This window comes from Prauserella flavalba (genome assembly GCF_003202235.1).
Taxonomy (GTDB): domain Bacteria; phylum Actinomycetota; class Actinomycetes; order Mycobacteriales; family Pseudonocardiaceae; genus Prauserella_A; species Prauserella_A flavalba.
The window spans coordinates 17,118-37,511 of sequence record NZ_MASU01000007.1 but is presented as its reverse complement, the minus strand read 5'-3'; the positions used below and the strand labels follow the sequence as shown (position 1 = coordinate 37,511).

Genomic DNA, 20,394 nt, shown 5'->3' with positions numbered 1-20,394 from the left:
CCCACCCGCCCGCAGTGAAGGCCACCATGCCTGCGCCAGCCCGTCCGCAGTGCAGTGAAGGCCACCTTCACTGCGCGTGGCTCAGCGGCTGGGTGGGTGGTCAGGCCGGGCAGAGGGTGCCGTCCCTCGGCACCTTGCCGTCGGCGAGGAACGCGCGCACGGCCTCGGCCACGCACGGCGAGCCGAGTGCGCCGTGGCCCGCGCCCTGCCACGCGATCCGCACCGCGCTCGGGATCTGCTCCGCCGCGCGGATCGTGCCCTGCTCGGGCGTCACCGGGTCGGTCGCGGTGCTCACCACGACCATCGGCGGGGCGCCGTCGGCACCGATCTCGGGCAGCGCCTCGCGGCGGCTGGGCCACGGGCTGCACCACGTGAGCTCCTGTGCCACCAGCGCGCCGAACACCGGGTGCTTCGTGCCGAGCTCCCCGGTGACCCGGGCCAGCTGGTCGGCGGGCAGCCGGGTCGAGGTGTCGTTGCAGAGTGTGGCGAGCGCGCCGTCGAGCCGGGCCGCGGCGACGTCGCTCTCCAGCAGGTACGGCTCGACGAACGCCGTCAGCGGGCCCCCGTCCCCGCCCTTGGCCGCGGCGACGGCGTCGGCGAGCTTGGGCCAGCGCTCCCGGTCGGCGAGCCCCGTGAGCACCGCCCGCAGGGCCAGCGCCCGGCCGAGCGTCACACCGCTGCCGGTCACCAGCGGAGCACCGGCGAGCTCGTCGGCGAGCGATGTCACGGCGCCGCGTGCGTCGCCCCCGAGCGGGCAGCCCCGGCTCGCGCAGTCCTCGGCGAAGGCGTCGAGCGTCGCCTCGGCTCCGCCCGCGACGCCGTCGAGCACCGCGGCGAGATCGGCCGAGGGGTCGGGCACCCCGTCGAGCACCACCCGGCCGACCCGGTCCGGGTAGCGCGCTCCGTAGATCGCGACGACCTTCGAGCCCTCGCCGTGCCCGAGCGCGCTGAGCCGGTCGAGGCCCAGCTGCTGGCGCAGCTCGTCGAGATCGCCCGCCGCGCGCCAGCTGTCGAGCGCGCTCTGCTCGTCCTCCAGGTTGATGGCGCACTGCTGGCCCGCGGTGCGGGCAGCGTCCAGCGCGGGCTCGACGCCCTGCGCCGGGTCGTGGCCGAGCAGGGCGGCGCGCACCTCGCTGGGGATGCAGCGCACCGCGTCGGAGTCGCCGGTGCCCCTGCGGTCGATGCCGATGAGATGGAACTTCCGCAGCAACGCGTCGGGCAACTGCGCGGCGAGCCGGGCGGCGTAGAGGGTTCCTGGCTCGCCGTCGACGTCGTTGACCACCGCGAGCGGGATGGGTCCCGTGCCGACCTTCAGCAGCGCCATCCGCGTGATGCCGCGGCGGGGCAGGTCGGGCGCGTCGAGGGTCGTCGTGATGCGCGCGCACGAGAAGTCCAGCGTGCCGGGCACCTGCCGGCCGCCGAGCCGGGCACGCGTCTCCTCGCCGCAGTCGGACCACGCGATGTCGCTCGCTCCGGGTTCCTCCAGATCCGGCAACGGAGCCTGCCGCGGTGTGGTCGGCTGCTCGGAGGGCGGCGGGCCGTCGTTCTCGACCACCGCGGGCCGCGTGGACGGCCCCGCCGTGCACCCGGCGAGGATCAGTCCCCCGGCCAGCGCGACGGTCAGACGACGGGCACGACCACGGCGCGGCACTGGTTCGGTCCTCACTTCCCCTGGCTGGAGCCCTGCGACGGTCAACCCTCGCATGCGGGCGGTGAGGGGGACGTTAGCGGGTTCGCCTGACCTCGCCGTGGAAGACGGCGTCGAGGTCGTAGCGCGCCGGTTCGTCGAGCTGGGCGTAGTCGCACGACGCGGCGTCGCGGTCGGGCCGCCAGCGCGCGAACTGGGCGGTGTGCCGGAACCGCGCGGGGTGGCCGCCCTCGGTGTGCTCGTAGCCGACCTCGACCACGCGCTCGGGCCGCAACGGCACCCACGGCTGCTCGTTCGGGCGCCAGCGGTTGACCCCGCCGGGCAGGCGCTGGTGCTCCACCACCGCGTCGCCGAGCCACGGGTGCGGGCCCTCGGTGATCAGCGGTGTCAGCTCGGCCGCCAGTTCCTTGCGCCGCTGCGCGGGGAACGCGCCGACCACGCCGACGTGATGCAGTACGCCCGCGTCGTCGTGCAGCCCCAGCAACAGCGAGCCCACCGACTCGCCGGGTGCGGTGTCGACGTGCCAGCGCAGCCCCGCGACGACGCAGTCGGCCGTGCGGGAGTGCTTGTACTTGACCATCGAGCGCTTGCCGGGCACGTACGGCTCGGCGAGCGGCTTGCCGATCACGCCGTCGAGCCCGGCGCCCTCGAACAGCTCGAACCAGTGCCGCGCCGTGGCGGGGTCGGTGGTCGCGGGGGTGCGCCGGATGTCCTCGCCCGCCAGCTCCGTCAGCGCCTGCCTGCGCGCGCTCGTCGGCTCCTCCAGCAACGCACGGTCGCCGATCGCGAGCACGTCGAAGGCGATGAAGCTCGCCGGGGTCTGCTCGGCGAGGAGGTTGATGCGGCTGGCCGCGGGGTGGATCCGCTCGGTGAGCGCGTCGAAGTCGAGCCTGCCGCCGCGGCCGACCACGAGCTCGCCGTCGAGCACGACGCGGTCGGGCAGAGTCTCGGCCAGCTCGGCGAGCACCTCGGGGAAGTACCGGTTCAGCGGTTTGAGCGAGCGCGACTGGAGGGTCAGCTCGCCGCCGTCGCGGAAGACGAGGCAGCGGAAGCCGTCCCACTTCGGCTCGAACAACAGCTCCGCGGAGTCCGGGATCCGCTTGGCCGCCTTGGCGAGCATGGGTTTGACGGGCGGTGTCACCGGCAGGGGCATGTGCTCACCGTACGCGGTTCCGGCTCAGCGCGGCGGCAACTCGCCCGCATCGTCCACAGTGGAGACGACGCCGGCGACCTCCACGTTCACCGCCATGTCCCCGGCGACGGAGCGCACCAGCTCGCGCAGCCGGGCCGTCACCTCGGGCAGCGGCCGGTCCAGGTACAGCACCACACCGAGCACCACCGGGCCGGTGGGGCTGGCCACGCGCACGCCCGCCACCTTCCCGCCGGGTACGTACGTGGCGACGAGGCCGAGCGATCCCGCGTCGAGCCGGGCCACGGCCGGATCGGCGCTCACCGCGTGCGCGATCCGGTGCGCGAGCTCCGCGACCGTGGTCATGTGCGCCTCTCCCTTCGCCGGGGCCGTTCCGAGATGGAACCCCGCGAGCTCGCTCGCGGGGGCCCCGGCGCGCCCGGGATCGCCCGAACGGGTCAGTGCTCGCCGGTGACCCGGCGGTAACGGAGCATCGTGAACCCGTCCTCGTGGAGTAACGAGGCGAGCTCCATCCGGCGCGGCACGTCGCTCGCGCGCCCGGTCACGATGCGGTCCGCGCCCGCACCGGCCAGCAGCGGTGCGAGCGTGAGGCACAGCTGGTCCACGAGGTCCTCGGCGACGAGTGTGGCGAACAGGTGCGGCCCGCCCTCGCAGTTGACGCGGTAGAGCCCGCGCGCGGCCAGCACGTCCAGCGCGGCCTTGACGTCCACGCCGTGTTCCCCGGCGACCACGACCTCCGCCCCGGCGTCGGCGAGCGCGGCCCTGCGGTCGGCGGGCGCGGCCTCGGTGGTGAGGATGATCGGCGGCACGGTCGTGTCGGTGACGATCAGGTCGCCAGGCTCGATCGTGCAGCGTCCGGTGACCACGGCGATGGGCGGCACGTCGGCGAGGCCGAGCCGCCGCCTGCGCGCGACGCGCTGCTCCCCGGCTCGCGCGCCGCGGTAGTTCTCCGCCTTGACGGTGCCCGCGCCCACCAGCACCACGTCGGCGAGGTCGCGGCCGAGCGCGAAGATCCGCTTGTCGGCGGGGTGGGACAGGCCCTCGGAGCGGTCGGACACGGTCACGGCGCCGTCGGCGGAGGACACGAAGTTGGCCTGCACCCACGGCCTGGTCAGCCCCTCTGGATAGGCGTAGAGGCGTTCCAGGTCCGCGTCGGTCAGCGGGCCGGACGAGGTCGGGTCGGCTGGTACGGGCCACAACTGGTGCACGAATCACATCCCAGCACGGTGAACGGGGCCAGGCCATCCGGGGCGGTTAACCTGGCTCTCATGCCTGCCGGGAAGCTCACCGAACGCCAGCCCGAGATCGGCGCCGACGAGCTGATCACCACGCTCGTGCCGCCGCCTCGGTTCGACGGCGTCCGCTTCTCGACCTACGTGCCCAACCCCGGCGAGCCCAGCCAGGCCGCCGCGGTGGAGTCATGCTCGGCGTTCGCGCGGCGCGTCGGTGAGGACCGGCCGAAGGCAGGCTGGCGGTCGTTGTTCGGCAAGAAGCCCGAGCCGGGCAAGCCGGGGCTCTACCTCGACGGCGGCTTCGGCGTCGGCAAGACCCACCTGCTGGCCTCCATCTGGCACGCCGTGCCCGGCCCCAAGTCCTACGGCACGTTCGTGGAGCTGACGCACGTGGTGGGCGCGCTCGGGTTCGCGGAGGCGGTGCGGCGGCTCTCGGAGCACCGGCTGCTCGCGATCGACGAGTTCGAGCTCGACGACCCGGGCGACACGATGCTGGTCAACCGGCTCCTGCGCGAGCTGACCGAGGCCGGTGTGTACGTGGCGGCGACGTCCAACACGCTGCCCGACAAGCTCGGGGAGGGCCGGTTCGCCGCGGAGGACTTCCTGCGGGAGATCCAGGCGCTGTCGGCCAAGTTCGGCGTGGTGCGGGTGGACGGCCCCGACTACCGGCACCGGGGGCTGCCCGATCCGCCCGAGCCGCTCGCCGACGAGGAGCTGATCGCGTCGGCCGAGGCACGGCCCGGCTCGACACTCGACGACTTCGACGCGCTGTGCGACCACCTCGCGCGGCTGCACCCCTCCCGCTACGGCAGGCTCGTCGACGGCGTCTCCGCCGTGCACCTGCGCGGCGTGCGCCCTGCCGACGACCAGTCGATCGCGCTGCGGCTCGTGGCCTTCGCCGACCGGCTCTACGACCGGGCGGTCCCCGTGCTCGTGTCCGGCGAGTCGCTCGGCGGGCTGTTCCCCGAGGAGATGCTCGCGGGCGGCTACCGCAAGAAGTACCTACGCGCCGTCAGCAGGCTCACGGCGCTCGCTCGCGACGCCGCGACGTCGCCGGTGTCGGGCTGAGGCGGCTCCGGCCGAGGCGAGCCCGAGCGTCACCGCGACGGCGAACGCCGCGCCGCCGGCCACGTCGGTGAGGTAGTGGTACCCGAGGCCGACCATGCCGGTCCCGGCGAGCGCGGTGAGCAGCGCGCCCACGACGACCGCCGCGAGCCGGCGGGCACCGGGCGCCGCGAGCAGTGCCAGCAGGGTCAGGACCGTCACCAGGCTGACCGTGTGCCCGCTCGGGTAGGCCAGGTGGTCGTCGTAGTAGCGGCCGAACGCGGGTTTGAGCATCCACGTGTTGACCGAGATCGCCACCGTGGGCGCGGCCACCACGAGCGCCACCAGGCCCCAGCGCCCGCGGACCGCCGCGACGGCCGCCAGAACGGCGAGCGCCGTGAGCACCACGGGGAACTCGCTCGGCAGCACGAACGCGGTCAGCAGGCCGTGGCCGAACGCGGACTCCACGCCCCGCTCGACGGCGGCGTCGAACGCCCCCGGCGAGCGCTCCCCGGCGAAGGGCAGGCCGAGCACGAGCGTGAACACCGCGCAGGCGGCGGCGAGCAGCGGGACGTGACGGGGAGGCACGGCGTCCATGCTGCCCGACGCGGCGCGTGGAATTTCGGTCGCGGGCGCGCGGGGCGATCGGCGACGATGCGACGCGTGGGATTTCTGGAGGCGAGCGGGCTGGCGTACCGCCTTGACAACGGCAGGGAACTGTTCCGCGACGTGTCGTTCCGGGTGGGGGCCGGTGACGTCGTGGCGCTCGTCGGCGACAACGGGGCGGGCAAGACCACCCTGCTGCGGATCCTCGCCGCGGAGCTGCCGCCACGCGCGGGTGGTGCGACGGCGCAGGGCGGGCTCGCTGTCATGCCGCAGTTCATCGGTTCGGTCCGCGACGACCGCACGGTGCGGGACCTCCTGCTGGCCGTGGCCCCGCGCGCGGTGAGGGACGCGGCCGCGAGCCTCGACGCGGCCGAGCTCGCGCTCATGGACGACGACCGCGCCGATGACGAGAAGACCCAGCTGCGCTACGCCGACGCGCTCACGGCGTGGGGCGAGGCCGGTGGCTACCAGGCCGAGGTCCTGTGGGACACGGTGACGGTCGCCGCGCTCGGCGCGCCGTTCGACATCGCCAGGTTCCGGGAGGTCCGCACGCTCTCCGGCGGCGAGCAGAAACGGCTGGTGCTGGAGGCATTGCTGCGCGGGCCCGAGCAGGTGCTGCTGCTCGACGAGCCGGACAACTACCTCGACGTGCCCGGGAAGCGCTGGCTCGAGGAGCGGCTCATCGACACCGGCAAGGCCGTGCTCCTGGTCAGCCACGACCGGGAGCTGCTCGCCCGCGCGGCCACGCATATCGTCACCGTCGAGGGCGGCACGGCCTGGGTGCACGGCGGCGGGTTCCGTGACTGGCACGAGGCGCGGCTCGCGAGGGCCGAGCGGATGGCCGAGCTGCGCAGGCGCTGGGACGAGAAGCACGAGCAGCTCAGGGAGCTGGTGCGCTCGCTGCAGCGCGCCGCGACGATGAGCGACGTCATGGCCGGCCGCTACAAGGCGGCACAGACGCGCCTGCGCAGGTTCGAGGAGGAGGGCGCGCCGCCGCTGCCGCCGAAGGAGCAGCGCGTCAAGCCGAGGCTGCGCGGCGGGCGAACCGGCATCAGGGCCATCACGTGCGAGTCGCTGGAGCTGACGGGGCTCATGGCGCCGTTCGACCTGGAGGTGTTCTTCGGCGACCGGGTGTGCGTGCTGGGTGCGAACGGCTCCGGCAAGAGCCACTTCCTGCGCCTGCTGGCGGGGGACCCCGTGCGGCACGCTGGCACGTACCGGCTCGGTGCCCGGGTGGTGCCCGGGTTGTTCGCGCAGACCCACCAGCATCCCGAATGGGAGGGCCGCACGCTGCTCGACGTGCTGCATCGCGGCGAGGGCGGGCGTCAGGGCATGGACCGTGGCACGGCTACGGCGGCGCTGAGCCGCTACGGCCTCGCCGCGTCGGCCGAGCAGCGGTTCGAGACGCTCTCCGGCGGCCAGCAGGCGCGGTTCCAGGTGCTGCTGCTGGAGCTGTCGGGGGCGACGCTGCTGCTGCTCGACGAGCCGACCGACAACCTCGACCTCGTGTCGGCGGAGGCGTTGCAGCAGGCGCTGGAGGAGTACACGGGCACGGTGGTGGCGGTGACCCACGACCGCTGGTTCGCCGGGTCCTTCGACCGGTTCCTGCGCTTCGAGCAGGACGGCACTGTCGCCGAGGTCGCGAGCGTCTCCGTGGGCTAGCGCGTTTCCTGCGGTGACGCGGGACGCCAGCGCAGGGACGCTGTCATCGTCAGCCAGAAGCGGACGAGTGCCCGCGGATTCCGTCCAGGAGGTATCTGGTGCGGCGGTCGTAGTCGTCCCGGGGAGGCCGCGTGCCGTGCTTGAGGGCGAGGGCGTTGTCGACGACGAGTGCGTGGAGGTCGCCCGCCGTGAACTCCGGCCGCAGCGCACCGGAGGCCCTCGCCGCGGCGATGAGCTCTTCGTTGGCCTCGTTTCCGGCCCGGCAGATCTCCATGAGCTGCTGGGAGTGCGGAAATGTCTGCAACAGGACGTCGTTGACGGCGGGCTGGCGGTACTGGAGGTCGCGGATCGCGGTGAGGTAGTACGTGATCCGCTCGCCGATGTCGTCGAGGGTCCGAGTGTGGCGGATGACGGCGAACAGCTCATTCGCGACGAGCTCTTCGATGACGGCCTCGATGAGGCCGATCCGGCCTCCGAACCGATTGAAAATCGTGGCCTTACTCACCCCTGCTGCCTTGGCGACCTCCTCCAGCGGCACCGTCAGGCCCCGCCCCTGGAAGGCGCCGATCGCGGCGGAACGGATCTGCTCGACATTGCGCCGGGCGTCGGCGCGCAGCCGGGATCCCGAAGACGCCGCATCGGCCATGACCCTCACCGTCTCTTCCTGTCGCTCACCCATCGCAATTTGACTCGTCGGGTCAGCTTACCTACGATCGCCGACAGCAGAGAACTTGACCTGAGTGGTCAACTTACGATTCCGCCCACCACCGAGACGGACACCGTGGGCAGTCAGGAAGGTCAAGAACATGATCGTTGTCACCGGCGCTACCGGTGGGCTGGGCGGCGCCATCGTCGAGCACCTCCTCAAGCGCCTGCCCGCCGGCCAGATCGGTGTCAGTGTCCGCGACGTCGGCAAGGCACAGCACTTCGCCGACCGCGGCGTGCGCGTGCGGCAGGGCTCCTACGAGGACCCGGCCGCGCTGCGTGACTCATTCGCCGGTGCCCGGCAGGTCCTTCTCGTGTCCGGCAACGACCCGGCCGCCGACATGGTCGGCCTGCATCGCAATGCCATCGAAGCCGCGGTCGAGGCGGGCGCCCGGCGGATCCTCTACACGAGCCAGCAGGGCGCCGTCCCCGGCAACCCATACCGGCCGTCGGACATCCACGTCGCCACCGAGGCGATGCTCGGCGAGTCGGGAGTCGACTGGACCGCATTGCGCAACGGCGCCTACGGCCCGCTCGATCAGGTTCTCGGCCCGTGGCAGCAGACCGGCGTGATCGCCCAGCCGGAAGACGGCCCCGTCCCGTACACCGACCGTGCCGACATCGCCGAGGCCATTGCGGTCATCCTCGCCGGTGACCGCTCCTTCGATGGTCCCGTCACCCTCACCGCGTCGGCCGCCGTCACCTTCGACGATTTCACCAGGATCGCTTCTGCTCTCACCGGTCGCACCATCAAGCGCATCCTCCTGGACGACGAACAGTGGATCGCCGACCAGCTCGCGATCGGTGTGCCGGAGCAGTTGGCCCGGCTCTTGCTGACCTGGTACCAGGCAGCCCGCGCGGGCTACTTCGCCGACGCCGGCCCTCTGCTGGCCGAACTCCTCGGCCGCGAGCCCCGCACCGCCGCTGACCGGCTCGCAGCCCACCTCGCCGCCTGACGCTGCTCCACTGCCCAGCTCGCGTCCCGGACTGCAGTGAAGGCCACCTTCACTGCGTTCAACGCAGTGTTGAGTCTCAGCTGATATGACACAGTTTGTGTCTCTCGGCATGTGACACACCCGGGTTGGGTGATCTTCGGGGTCTGTCGCTTGAGCAGCGTTGTGGTTGCTGACCATGATGCGGAAGCGGGCGAAGATGCTGCTGATGGACGCGACGTTGGTGGTCCAGCCGAAGCTGGAGAACGTGTCGGAGTGGTGCCGGGTCAACGGTGTCGATCGGCGCACGTTTTATCGGCACCGTGCCCGGATCCTGGCCGAGGGGCAGTGGCGGGAGCGGTCCCGGCGGCCGAAGACCTCCCCGCAGGCCACGCCGGAACCGGTGGTGGCCGAGATCGTGCGGCTGCGCGCTGAGCTGGCCCCGGACAACGGCGCTGACCCGATCGGTGACGCGCTGCAGGTGCTGGCCGTCGAGCAGGACTGGGACAAGCGGGGCTGGCGGGTGCCCGCGCGGGCCACGATCAACCGGATCCTGGCCCGCGCCGGTCTGCTGGACACCAATCCCCGTAAACGGCCCAAGGCATCCCTGCGCCGCTTCGCCTATGCCCGGCCGCGGGACTGCTACCAGATCGACGCCACCGAGATCACCCTCGCCGGGGGCCCCACGGTGGTGGTCTTCGAGGTGCTGGATGACTGCACCCGGCTGCTGCTGGCCTGCCACGCCGCGCCGGCCGAGACCGCCGCAGCCGCGGTCGCCGCGATCAGCGCCGCCGTCGCCGAGTTCGGGGCACCGGGGATCGTGCTGTCCGACAACGGAACCGCCTTCACCTCACGGCACCGCCTCAACGCCAAGCCCTCAGTGTTCACCACCACCGTCACCGGCTGGGGCAGCAGGCTCATCCACTCCAGCCCCTATCACCCGCAAACCTGCGGCAAAGTCGAACGCCACCACCAGACCCTCAAACGCTGGCTCGCCCACCAACCCGCCCAGCCCAGAACCCTGGCCGAGCTACAGACCCTGCTCGACACCTACCGCGAGCACTACAACACCCGCCGCCACAGCGCGCTGGGCCGCCGCACCCCGCACGACACCTGGAGCACCGCCACCCACCTCGGCGGACCCCAGCACCTGCCCGTCCAAGACGACGCCACCATCCACCAGCTCAAAGTCAGCGCCCAAGGCACCATCAACCTCGGCCGTCGCCACCGCATCCGCGTCGGCACCGCCCACGCCACACAGACCATCACCATCGTCGCCGACCACGACCGGGCCACCGCCTACACCAGCAACGGCGACCCAATCGGCTACATCCACCTCGACCACACCAAGACCTACCAGGGCACACTCACCCCAGCCGCCTAACCTGTGTCACAACAACCGAGACAACCCTGCGACAGATCTACCGAGACAACACACTGCGTTCAACGCAGTGAAGGTGGCCTTCACTGCGGACGGTCAGTCCTCGTGCTCCGCTTCCAGTTTGCCTGCGCGGACGGCGGCGACCAGTTCGGCGTGGTCGGCCTCCGTCTGGTCCGCGTAGCGCACGGCGTAGCGGCCCACCGCCTCGTCCATGTCCTCGTCGTCGGAGAAGTACCCCGCCAGCAGTCTCGGGTCGATCGACCGCGCGTGCGCCCGCGCCAGCAGCGCGCCCGCGAGCCTGCCGTAGTCGTCGAGGTGGTCGCCCTTGAGTCCGGTCGGGTCGATGTCGCCCTTGAGATTCCGGAACTGCCGCACGATGAACGGCCTGCCCTCGATCGTCGTCCAGCCCAGCAGGATGTCGGTCTCCGCCTGCACGAGCCGGGCGCCGTGCACGATACGGCGCCCCTCGTGCCCGGCGGGCTCGACGTCCAGATATTCCTCCAAAGCGGACGGACGGGCCTCCTTGAGCTGCAGCACGAGCACCTCGTCGCCGTTGCCGTGCAACAGCGCGATGTAACAGCGCCAGCCGACGCTGCCCGTGCCGACGACCCGGAAGGCCACATCGGACACCGTGTAGCGGGCGATCAGGTCGCGCCGCGACTCACGCAGGGTGTCCACATAGGATTCCAGCCCGTCGATCACGGCCTCGGCGGTGCGCTCGCCGACCCGCGTCCGCACGGGCGGGTCCTCGACGAAGCGCAGCCGCCGCAGCCCGCTCTCGTGCTCGTACTCCTGCGTACCCTTCGCCGCGACCTTCGCGCTCGTGTTCTTGCGGGCCTTGGCGGCGGCGCGCTCGAAGTCGTCGATCAGCTCGTCGGCCTTCGCCCTGGCCACCACCGACGCGTCGGGCAGCGCGTTCCACGACCGCAGGAACGGCAGCTCCGCGAGCCCGCGCACGACGCGGCGGTAGGACTTCACCACGTCCTCGGCGGACTCCAGGCACTGCTTCTCCGGCACGCCGCCCTCCCGGCCCGCCAGCACGAGGCTCGCCGCGAGGCGCTTGAGATCCCATTCCCACGGCCCCGGCACCGTCTCGTCGAAGTCGTTGATGTCCATCACGATCTCGCCGTCCGGCGTGCCGTACAGGCCGAAGTTCGCGGCGTGCGCGTCGCCGCACAGCTGCGCGGTGAGCCCGCTCGCCGGGGTGCCGGCCAGGTCGGCGGCCATCAGCCCGGCCGCGCCGCGGAAGAACGAGAACGGCGAGGCGGTCATCCGGCCGATGCGCAGCGGCAGCAGCCGCGGCAGCCGCCCGGCGTTGCTCGCTTCGACGTAGGCGAGCACGCCGGGCCTGCGCGGGTTCACGGGGTCGTGGTCGTGGGAGCCGGGTGGCACGGCGTCGCGCAGCGCCTTGCCCCTGGCCAGGACGTCCTCGGAGCTCACGGGGGTGCGAAGGTCGATCCCGTTTCGGGTCATGTCCCCATCTTGCCGGTCAGCGCACCCGCACGACCGTCTCGATCGCGTCGATGCCCTGGTCGAGCTCGTCACGGCTGATCACGAGCGGGGGAGCGACACGCAGGGTCGCGCCGTGCGTCTCCTTGCACAGCACGCCGCGGGCCATGAGGGCCTCCGAGGCCGCTCGCCCGCTGAGCCCGCCGGGAGCGAGGTCGACCCCGGCCCACAGGCCTCGTCCCCGCACCTCGCTCACGCCGTGGCCCACGAGCTCGCCGAGCCGCGCGTGCAGGTGCGCCCCGAGCGTCGCCGCCCGCTCCTGGAACTCGCCGGTCTCCAGCAGCCGCACCACGGCCCTGCCCACCGCGCACGCGAGCGGGTTGCCGCCGAAGGTGGAGCCGTGCTCGCCGGGCCGAAGCACCCCGAGCACGTCAGCGCGGCCCGCGACCGCCGACACCGGCACGATGCCGCCGCCGAGCGCCTTGCCGAGCGTGTAGAGGTCGGCGCGCACGCCCTCGTGGTCGAGCGCGAGCACCGGTCCCGTGCGTGCGAGCCCGGACTGGATCTCGTCGGCGATCAGCAGGGCGCCCGCCTCGTCGCACAGCTCACGCGCCCGCCCGAGGTAGCCGGGCGGCGGCACGATCACGCCGGCCTCGCCCTGGACGGGCTCCAGCAGCACCGCCGCGGTGCGCTCGGTGATCGCGGCAGCCAGCGCGGCCTCGTCGCCGTAGGGCACCACGACGAAGCCGGGCGTGAACGGGCCGAAGTCCGCCCGGGCGGTCTCGTCGGTGGAGAACGACACGATCGTGGTGGTGCGGCCGTGGAAGTTCGACGCGGCCACCACGATCTCCGCGGTGCCGTCCGGGATGCCCTTGACGCGGTAGGCCCACTTGCGCGCGACCTTGAGCGCCGACTCCACCGCCTCGGCGCCGGAGTTCATCGGCAGCACCTTCTCGGTGCCGGTGAGCGTGGCGAGCTCCTGGCAGAAGCGGCCCAGCTGGTCGTGGTGGAACGCGCGCGAGGTGAGCGTGACCCGGCCGAGCTGCTCGATCGCGGCGGCCACGAGCGCGGGGTGGCGGTGGCCGAAGTTGAGCGCGGAGTAGCCGGAGAGGAAGTCGAGGTAACGCCTGCCGTCGACGTCGGTGACCCACGGGCCCTCCGCCTCGGCGATCACGACGGGCAGCGGGTGGTAGTTGTGGGTGCTCCACCGCTCGTCGAGCGCGATCAGGTCGGCGGTCGTGGTGCTGGTGGTGCCGTCGGCGAAGGTCGTCATACGTTCAGATTAGGTCGAACCAGGCGGTGACATCAGCCGCATAAACGTCTCACAATGTTCGGTTCGTTGCGCATATCGGCGCCGAGACACGCGAATCGTTGCATCGCGCTCCGGTGTTGGCGTGACCGCGACCCCTTCTGCAAGAGTGGGGCCTCGTGACAGACGATCTCTCGTTCCTTCGCGCGCAGGCGCGGACGCAGCGGTTCACCCTCGGCGCGCCGAAGGAGTTCCGGGTCTCTCCGGACGGCTCCCGGCTGCTGTTCCTGCGCGCCGAGTCCGGCGTCGACCGGCGCAACAGCCTCTGGCAGCTCGATCTGCGCTCGGCGGCCGAGGCCAAGATCGTCGACGCCGCGGAGCTGCTGCCCGGTGAGGAGGACCTGCCGCCCGAGGAGCGCGCGAGGCGGGAACGGGCGAGGGAGACCTCCGGTGGCGTCGTCGGCTACGCGGCCGACGCGGCGTTCACCGTCGTCGCCTTCTCGCTCTCCGGCAGGCTCCACACCACCGACCTGCGCACGGGCGAGACCAGGGTGCTCGTCGACGGTGCGGTGGTCGACCCGAGGCCCGACCCCACGGGCACGCACGTCGCCTACGTCGCCGACCGGCGCCTGCACGTCATCGACCTCGGCACGGGCGACGATCGGCTGCTGGTGGACGAGGAGGGCGAGGACATCGCGTGGGGCCTCGCGGAGTTCATCGCCGCCGAGGAGATGGGCCGCGTCCGCGGCTACTGGTGGGCCCCCGACGGGCGTTCCCTGCTCGTCGAGCGGACCGACCGCTCGGCCGTGCCGCGCTGGCACATCGCCGACCCGGTGCACCCCGACGCCCCCGTCAACACGGTCGCCTACCCGGCCGCGGGCACCACCAACGTCGAGGTCTCGCTGTCGTTTCTCGGCCTGGACGGCAGCCGGGTCGACGTCGAGCGCGGCGACTGGGAGTACCTCGTCGCCGTGCACTGGTCGGCGGGCGGCGCGCCGCTGATCACCGTGCAGCCGCGCGACCAGAAGCGCCTCGAGGTCTACGCCGTCGACCCGGCCGACGGCTCGACGAGCCTCGTGCACGCCGAGAGCGACCCGGACTGGGTGGAGATCGTCGCGGGTGTGCCCGCCTGGACCACCGACGGCAGGCTCGTGCACGTGAGCGCCGCCGACGGCGCCTACCGGCTGCTGCTCGACGGCAAGCCCGTGACCGATCCGGGCCTGCAGGTGCGCTCGGTGCTCGACGTCGGCGGCGAGGTGCTGTTCAGCGCCTCCGAAGACGACCCGACGCAGATCCACGTCTACCGCACGGAGAACGGCTCCGTCCGTCGTCTGTCCACCGTGGACGGTGTGCACATCGGCGCGGGAAACACCGAGATCACGGTGCTCTCGTCGTGGAGCCTCACCCACAGCGGCCCGGAGGTCTCGGTGCTGCGGGACGGCGAGCCGATCGCGAAGGTGGCGTCCCGCACGGTGGATCCCGGGATCGAGCCCAACCTGACGTGGCTCACCGTGGGGGAGCGGGGTCTGCGCGCGGCGTTGCTGCTGCCGACGGGGTACCAGCAGGGCAGCGCCAAGCTGCCGGTGCTGCTCGACCCGTACGGCGGTCCGCACGCCCAGCGCGTGCTCCAGAGCCGCAACGCGTTTCTCACCTCGCAGTGGCTGGCCGACCAGGGGTTCGCCGTACTCGTGGCCGACGGTCGCGGCACGCCGGGACGCGGGCCGGCGTGGGAGCGGGAGATCGCGGGCAGGCTCGCCGAGGTCACGCTCGCCGACCAGGTCGACGCGCTGCGCGCCGTCGCGGCCGACCACCCCGACCTGGACCTCGGCCGGGTCGCCATCCGGGGCTGGTCCTACGGCGGCTACCTTTCCGCGCTCGCGGTGCTGCGCAGGCCGGACGTGTTCCACGCTGCCGTCGCGGGCGCCCCCGTGACCGACTGGTCCCTGTACGACACGCACTACACCGAGCGCTACCTCGGGCGCCCGCAGGACGAGCCCGAGAGCTACGAGCGCAACTCGCTGCTGGCCGACGCCCCGAACCTGCGCCGCGCGCTGCTGATCGTGCACGGCCTTGCCGACGACAACGTGTTCGTCGCACACGCGCTGCGGCTGTCCGCGGAGCTACTGGCCGCGGGCAGGGCGCACACGTTCCTCCCGCTGGCGGGCGCGACGCACATGACGCCGCAGGCCGAGGAGGTCGCGGAGAACCTGATGCTCACGCAGGTCGAGTGGATCAAGAACGCGCTGGAGGCACGATGAGGCGCTGGGGATTGACCGTTCCGCTGACGGGGGTGCCGCTGCCGCAGCATCGCGAGCTGATCGAGCGGCTGCCCGACCTCGGCTACACCGACGCGTGGTCGGCCGAGACCGCGGGCACCGACGCGTTCTCGCCGCTGCTGCTGGCTTCGCAGTGGGCGCCGCGGCTGCGGCTGGGCACGGCGATCGTCCCGGTCTACACGCGCGGTCCCGGCGTGATCGCGATGAGCGCGGCCACGCTGGCCGAGTGCGCGCCCGGGAAGTTCGTGCTCGGCATCGGCGCGTCATCGCCGGTGATCGTGGAGAACTGGAACGCGGGCGCGTTCACCGAGCCCTACGCCCGCACGCGCGACACCCTGCGGTTCCTGCGCGCGGCGCTGGCGGGGGAGAAGGTGACCGAGGAGTATCCGACGTTCTCGGTGAGCCGGTTCCGCCTGGAACGGCCCGCCGACCCGGCGCCGCCGATCATGCTCGCCGCGCTGCGTCCGGGCATGCTGCGGCTCGCGGCGCGCGAGGCCGACGGCGCGATCACGAACTGGTTCGCGCCCGCGGACGTGCCGAAGGTGCGTGCCGAGGTGGGCCCCGACCTGGAGCTGGTGGCGCGGATCTTCGTGTGTCCCACCGAGGACGCCGACGCCGCGCGCAAGCTCGGCCGCCTGCTGATCAGCAGCTATCTCACGGTGCCGGTGTACCGGGCGTTCCACGACTGGCTGGGCCGGGGCGAGGTGCTGGCGCCCATGCACGAGGCGTGGGCGGCCGGGGACCGCAAGAAGGCCAACGCGGTGATTCCCGACGAGGTGGTGGACGAGCTGATCGTGCACGGCAGCCCCGAGCGGTGCCGCGAGACGCTGCAGTCCTATGTGGACAACGGGCTCACCACGCCGGTGATCTCGCTGCTGCCCACCGGCGGTGACCCGCTGGAGCAGGTGGAGGCGCTCGCGCCGCGTTAGCTCCACAGTGCGGTGCCGAGCACGAGCCCAGCCGCGGCCGCACCGAACCCGGCGAAAACCGTGATCGCCACGTTCGCGACAGCGTAGAGCCTGGCCCGGGCGGTGACCAGCCGCACGGTCTCGTAGCCGAACGTGGAGAACGTGGTGAGCGCGCCGCAGAGTCCGGTGCCGACCAGCGCCTGCACGGCACCGGGTTCCCCGCCGGACAGCGCCCAGCCCGCCAGCACGCCGAGCACGCCCGAACCGGCGACGTTGACGGTGAGCGTGCCCCACGGGAACACGGAGTCGTGGGCACGCTGCACCCGCCGGTCGGTGAGATAGCGCAGCACGGCTCCGGCCGCGCCGCCCAGCATCACCCACAGGGCCGTCATGGGGCCTGCCTGCCTGTGTAGCGAACCACCTCGACCTCGTCGAGGGTCACCAGTCCCTCCTCGATCAGCTCGTCGAGCTGCGGAAGGAAACGCCGCACGCGGTCCTCCTCGTCGACGATCACGACGGCGACCGGCAGGTCCTCCGACAGCGACAGCAGCCGGCTCGTGTGGATCAGCGAGCTCGCCCCGTAGCCCTCGATGCCGCGCAGCACGGACGCACCGGCGAGGCCCGCGTCCCGCGCCCTGCGCACGATCTCGTGATACAGCGGCTGGTGGTGCCACGTGTCGTCCTCGCCCAGATACACGGTGAGCCGCAGCGCGCGGCCGGACAGTCGCATCAGACGCCTCCTGCCTGTTTCTGCCGGACGGGCCCGCGCCTGCCGGTGCGCCGCAGGAGCCGCCGGGTCACCAGCATGCCCACCGCCACCGCGGCGAGCGAGCACACCACCGAGCCCGCCGCGTAGAGCAGGGCGATCCCGGGTCTGCCGTGCCGCACGGACTCGATGGCGTCGAGGACATAGGTCGAGAACGTGGTGAAGCCGCCCAGCAGTCCCACCCCGACGAAGGGCCGCAGCAGGCGGTGCGGCTGCGCGGTCTGCGTGATCACGACCATGAGCATGCCGATGAGCAGGCAGCCGGCCACGTTGACCAGCAGGGTCGACACGGCGAACCCGCCGGGCGGGTGGGGGAGCGCGACCCCGAGCCCGTACCGGGCGAGGCTGCCGAGCGCGCCGCCCGCGGCGATCGCGAGCAGCACGTCGGCGCGGTGCGTGGCTGCCATCCCACCATGATTGCCGACGCGCCGCTGCGGGTAGCCCTGGCCCATGGGGAAGACCGTCGCGCAGCAGCTCATCGCCGATCACCTGGTGAGTGGCGAGATGGTGCCGGGGGAGGAGATCGGGCTCCGGATCGACCAGACGCTCACCCAGGACGCCACGGGCACGCTCGTGATGCAGGAGCTGGAGGCGCTCGGCCTCGACCGGGCGCGCACCGAGGTGAGCGTGCAGTACGTCGACCACAACCTGTTGCAGGCCGATGAGAAGAACGCCGAGGACCACGCGTTCCTGCGCTCGGCGTGCCGGCGCTACGGGCTGTGGTTCTCCAAACCGGGCAACGGTGTCTCCCACCCCACGCACATGCAGCGTTTCGGCGTGCCCGGAAAGAGCATGGTCGGCTCCGATTCGCACACGTGCGCGGCCGGCTCGCTGGGGATGCTCGCGATGGGAGTCGGCGGACTCGAGGCGGCACTGGCGATCGCCGGGGAGCCGGTGTACCTGCGGATGCCTGAGATCTGGGGCGTGCGCCTGACCGGTGAGCTGCCGCCGTGGGTGTCGGCGAAGGACGTGGTGCTGGAGATGTTGCGCCGCCACGGCGTCAAGGGCGGGCTGAATCGGATCATCGAGTACCACGGCCCCGGCGTGGCGACGCTGTCTGCGATGGACCGGCACGTGATCGCCAACATGGGCGCCGAGCTCGGGGCGACCACGACGGTGTTCCCCTCCGACGACGCGGTGCGCGCGTTCCTGCGCGCCGAGGGCCGCGAGGACGATTTCACCGAGCTGGTGGCCGATCCGGACGCCGCCTACGACGTCACCGACGAGATCGAACTGTCCACACTGGAGCCATTGATCGCGCGACCGTCCTCACCGGACAACGTGGTGCCCGTGCGGGAGGTGGCGGGCATCGAGGTGGGCCAGGTCGTGATCGGCTCGTCGGCGAACCCGGGCCTGCGCGACTTCGCGATCGCCACGCATCTGGTGCGGGGCAGGCAGACCGACGCCGCCGTGAGTTTCGACGTCAACCCGTCGTCGCGGGAGATCTTCGCCGACCTCACCAAACGCGGCGACACGTTCGACCTGATCTCCGCGGGCGCGCGCATCCACCAGGCGGGCTGCCTCGGCTGCATCGGTATGGGCCAGGCACCGGCCGTCGGGCACAACTCACTGCGGACGTTCCCAAGGAACTTCCCCGGCCGCTCGGGCACGCGTGAGGACGCGGTGTGGCTGTGCTCGCCGGAGACCGCGGCCGCGTCGGCGCTGACGGGCGTCATCACCGACCCGAGGGAGCTGGCCGCCGCGCTGGGGCTGGAGTGGCCGGACCTGGGGCTGCCCGAGCGGGCGTCGGTGAACACCGACATGCTGGTGCCGCCGCTGCCGCCCGGGCAGGCCGCGACGGAGAAGCTCGTCAAGGGGCCCAACATCTCGGCTCTGCCGGACTTCCCGCCGCTGCCGGAGCGCATCGAGGCTCCCGTGCTGCTGAAGGTGGGCGACAACGTGTCGACCGACGAGATCTCGCCCGCGGGGGCGAGGGCGCTGCCGTTCCGGTCCAACGTGCCCAAGCTGGCGGAGTTCACGTTCACGCAGATCGACGAGACCTACCCCGAGCGGGCCCGCAGGGCCGAAGGGCACGTGGTGGTGGGCGGCGACAACTACGGGCAGGGCTCGTCGCGCGAGCACGCGGCCATCACGCCCCGGCACCTCGGGCTCAAGGCCGTGATCGCGAAGTCCTTCGCCCGGATCCACTGGCAGAACCTGGCGAACTTCGGGATTCTCGCGCTCGAGTTCCGCGACCCCGCCGACTACGACCGTGTGGAGCAGGGCGACACGATCGTGCTCGACGGCCTGCGCGAGCAGCTGCCCGGCGGCCCAGGGCTGTCCGTGCGCAACGAGACCAAGGGTGAGAACTACGCCCTGCGCCACCGGCTTTCGGAGCGTCAGGTGGAGGCGGTGCTCGCGGGCGGGCGGATCCCGCTGCTGGCACGGTCCTGACGGCGATGCGCGCGCCGGTACGCCGACGGTGCCGTGTCGTAGTGGTCGAGGAACGCCTGCCGGAGTGTTTCGGTGGAGCCGAACCCGCACCGGCGGGCGACGGCCGACAGCGGTAGCTCGCTGGCGGTGAGCAGCTGCGCCGCGGCCTCGGTGCGCATGGCGCGGAGGTAGCGGCTCGGCGAGGTCCCGAGGTGCTCGGCGAACAGGCGGGTGAGCTGGCGTTCGCTCACGCCCACGGTGGCGGCGAGCGCGGGCGTGCTCAGGTCCGCGGCGAGCGAGGCGGCGATGTGCGCGGTCGCCTGGTGCACCACCCGGTGGGCAGGCGACGGCGCTGCGGTCAGGAACATGCTGACCTGCGCCTGGTTGCCGGGCCGCTGGAGGTAGGTCACCAGGTGGCGGGCGACCTCGCGGGCGATGTCCGGCCCGTGGTCCTCCTCGACCAGTGCCAGCGCCAGGTCGAGCGCACTCGTGACACCGGCCGAGGTGTAGACGTTGCCGTCCCGGATGAACAACGGCGCGGGTTCGACGGTCACGCCGGGGTAGCCGTCGGCGAGCCGGGAAGCCCAGAACCAGTGGGTGGTCGCGCGCCGCCCGGTCAGCAGCCCCGCGGCCGCGAGCACCGTGGACCCCGTGCAGACCGAGGTGACCCTGCGGGACGCGGTGGCCAGCCTGCGCAGGTGCGTGGTCAGGCGCACGTCGGCGGCGGCCGCCTCGTGCCCGAGCCCGCCCGCGACGACGAGCGTGTCGAGCGGGCCGGAGAGGCGGTCGAGCCGGTCGTGCACCGCCAGCGTCAGCCCGGAGGTGCTGCGCACGGGCTTGCCGTCGATGCTGGCGAGGCGGATGTCGTACCCGGGCGTGACCCCGAGCCGGTTCACCGCGTCGAAGACGTCCGAGGGGCAGGCGATGTCGAGCAGCGCGGCGTCCTCGTAACCGATGATCACCACGCGCCTCATGCGCTGGAGGCTAGCAGCACCTGGCCGACGGACACGGTT

Annotated in this window: 19 protein-coding genes; 7 read left to right on the top strand and 12 right to left on the bottom strand. The window is 72.4% G+C overall.

The annotated features are described in order from the left end of the window. Positions 1–100: 100 nt before the first annotated feature. The 4 genes from BA062_RS18645 to BA062_RS18630 form a co-directional block, all read right to left on the bottom strand. Positions 101–1,651 carry an alpha/beta hydrolase gene (locus BA062_RS18645; protein WP_245959893.1) on the bottom strand — a complete coding sequence of 517 codons (1,551 nt, stop codon included), beginning with the start codon at positions 1,649–1,651 and terminating at the stop codon, positions 101–103. A gap of 73 nt (positions 1,652–1,724) precedes the next feature. Then, positions 1,725–2,801 carry an ATP-dependent DNA ligase gene (locus BA062_RS18640; RefSeq protein WP_110338454.1) on the bottom strand — a complete coding sequence of 359 codons (1,077 nt, stop codon included), beginning with the start codon at positions 2,799–2,801 and terminating at the stop codon, positions 1,725–1,727. A gap of 24 nt (positions 2,802–2,825) precedes the next feature. Further along, positions 2,826–3,143, bottom strand: a complete 318-nt coding sequence (locus BA062_RS18635) for a hypothetical protein (RefSeq protein WP_110338452.1) — start codon at positions 3,141–3,143, stop codon at positions 2,826–2,828. Between the two features lie 92 nt (positions 3,144–3,235). Beyond that, positions 3,236–4,006 carry a pyrimidine reductase family protein gene (locus BA062_RS18630; RefSeq protein WP_110338450.1) on the bottom strand — a complete coding sequence of 257 codons (771 nt, stop codon included), beginning with the start codon at positions 4,004–4,006 and terminating at the stop codon, positions 3,236–3,238. 60 nt (positions 4,007–4,066) lie between these two features. On the opposite strand from BA062_RS18630, the gene zapE reads away from it, so the two are divergent. Then, entirely contained in the window at positions 4,067–5,098 is a 1,032-nt protein-coding gene (zapE, locus tag BA062_RS18625; RefSeq protein WP_110338448.1) for a cell division protein ZapE, read from the top strand. Here the strand turns inward: zapE and BA062_RS18620 are convergent. After that, a complete protein-coding gene (locus BA062_RS18620) occupies positions 5,033–5,671 on the bottom strand; it encodes a phosphatase PAP2 family protein (protein ID WP_110338446.1) in 639 nt (212 codons plus the stop codon). The two genes, zapE and BA062_RS18620, sit on opposite strands and share 66 nt — an antisense overlap. Positions 5,672–5,728: 57 nt before the next feature. Here BA062_RS18620 and BA062_RS18615 point away from each other — a divergent pair, with 57 nt between their 5' ends. Beyond that, positions 5,729–7,342 carry an ABC-F family ATP-binding cassette domain-containing protein gene (locus BA062_RS18615; RefSeq protein WP_210406927.1) on the top strand — a complete coding sequence of 538 codons (1,614 nt, stop codon included), beginning with the start codon at positions 5,729–5,731 and terminating at the stop codon, positions 7,340–7,342. A 49-nt stretch (positions 7,343–7,391) separates the two neighbouring features. Here the strand turns inward: BA062_RS18615 and BA062_RS18610 are convergent, their stop codons facing one another. After that, on the bottom strand, positions 7,392–7,988 hold the full coding sequence (locus tag BA062_RS18610; RefSeq protein WP_110339028.1) for a TetR/AcrR family transcriptional regulator: 597 nt from the start codon (positions 7,986–7,988) through the stop codon (positions 7,392–7,394). Positions 7,989–8,148: 160 nt separating this feature from the next. On the opposite strand from BA062_RS18610, the gene BA062_RS18605 reads away from it, so the two are divergent. Further along, entirely contained in the window at positions 8,149–9,003 is an 855-nt protein-coding gene (locus BA062_RS18605; RefSeq protein WP_110338442.1) for an NAD(P)H-binding protein, read from the top strand. A gap of 175 nt (positions 9,004–9,178) precedes the next feature. After that, positions 9,179–10,363 carry an integrase core domain-containing protein gene (locus BA062_RS18600; RefSeq protein ID WP_110338440.1) on the top strand — a complete coding sequence of 395 codons (1,185 nt, stop codon included), beginning with the start codon at positions 9,179–9,181 and terminating at the stop codon, positions 10,361–10,363. Between the two features lie 93 nt (positions 10,364–10,456). Here BA062_RS18600 and BA062_RS18595 read toward each other — a convergent pair whose 3' ends face one another. Together BA062_RS18595 and rocD are read right to left on the bottom strand one after the other, a co-directional pair. Beyond that, positions 10,457–11,833 (bottom strand): DUF2252 domain-containing protein, encoded by a 1,377-nt coding sequence (locus tag BA062_RS18595; RefSeq protein ID WP_110338438.1) that lies wholly within the window; start codon positions 11,831–11,833, stop codon positions 10,457–10,459. Between the two features lie 16 nt (positions 11,834–11,849). Further along, positions 11,850–13,082 (bottom strand): ornithine--oxo-acid transaminase, encoded by a 1,233-nt coding sequence (gene rocD, locus BA062_RS18590; RefSeq protein WP_110338436.1) that lies wholly within the window; start codon positions 13,080–13,082, stop codon positions 11,850–11,852. Between the two features lie 155 nt (positions 13,083–13,237). On the opposite strand from rocD, the gene BA062_RS18585 reads away from it, so the two are divergent. Both BA062_RS18585 and BA062_RS18580 read left to right on the top strand, forming a co-directional pair. Then, complete coding sequence (locus tag BA062_RS18585; protein ID WP_110338434.1) at positions 13,238–15,316, top strand: S9 family peptidase; 2,079 nt, start codon at positions 13,238–13,240, stop codon at positions 15,314–15,316. Then, the gene (locus BA062_RS18580; protein WP_110338432.1) at positions 15,313–16,263 is read left to right on the top strand and encodes an LLM class F420-dependent oxidoreductase; all 951 of its coding nucleotides are present in this window, start codon (positions 15,313–15,315) and stop codon (positions 16,261–16,263) included. Before BA062_RS18585 ends, BA062_RS18580 begins: the two co-directional genes overlap by 4 nt. On the opposite strand, the gene crcB (BA062_RS18575) is transcribed toward BA062_RS18580, so the two are convergent. From crcB (BA062_RS18575) to crcB (BA062_RS18565), 3 genes are read right to left on the bottom strand one after another with little or no spacing between them, the layout of a single operon-like run. Next, entirely contained in the window at positions 16,260–16,634 is a 375-nt protein-coding gene (gene crcB, locus BA062_RS18575) for a fluoride efflux transporter CrcB (protein WP_110338430.1), read from the bottom strand. The two genes, BA062_RS18580 and crcB (BA062_RS18575), sit on opposite strands and share 4 nt — an antisense overlap. Next, positions 16,631–16,972 carry a DUF190 domain-containing protein gene (locus BA062_RS18570; RefSeq protein ID WP_110338428.1) on the bottom strand — a complete coding sequence of 114 codons (342 nt, stop codon included), beginning with the start codon at positions 16,970–16,972 and terminating at the stop codon, positions 16,631–16,633. The genes crcB (BA062_RS18575) and BA062_RS18570 overlap by 4 nt, the downstream gene beginning before the upstream one ends. Further along, positions 16,972–17,415, bottom strand: a complete 444-nt coding sequence (gene crcB / locus BA062_RS18565) for a fluoride efflux transporter CrcB (protein WP_110339026.1) — start codon at positions 17,413–17,415, stop codon at positions 16,972–16,974. The genes BA062_RS18570 and crcB (BA062_RS18565) overlap by 1 nt, the downstream gene beginning before the upstream one ends. A gap of 43 nt (positions 17,416–17,458) precedes the next feature. Between crcB (BA062_RS18565) and BA062_RS18560 the strand changes: the two genes are divergently transcribed. After that, a complete protein-coding gene (locus BA062_RS18560; RefSeq protein ID WP_110338426.1) occupies positions 17,459–19,402 on the top strand; it encodes an aconitate hydratase in 1,944 nt (647 codons plus the stop codon). Here BA062_RS18560 and BA062_RS18555 read toward each other — a convergent pair. After that, positions 19,348–20,355 (bottom strand): GlxA family transcriptional regulator, encoded by a 1,008-nt coding sequence (locus BA062_RS18555; RefSeq protein ID WP_110338424.1) that lies wholly within the window; start codon positions 20,353–20,355, stop codon positions 19,348–19,350. The two genes, BA062_RS18560 and BA062_RS18555, sit on opposite strands and share 55 nt — an antisense overlap. Between the last annotated feature and the right edge of the window lie 39 nt (positions 20,356–20,394).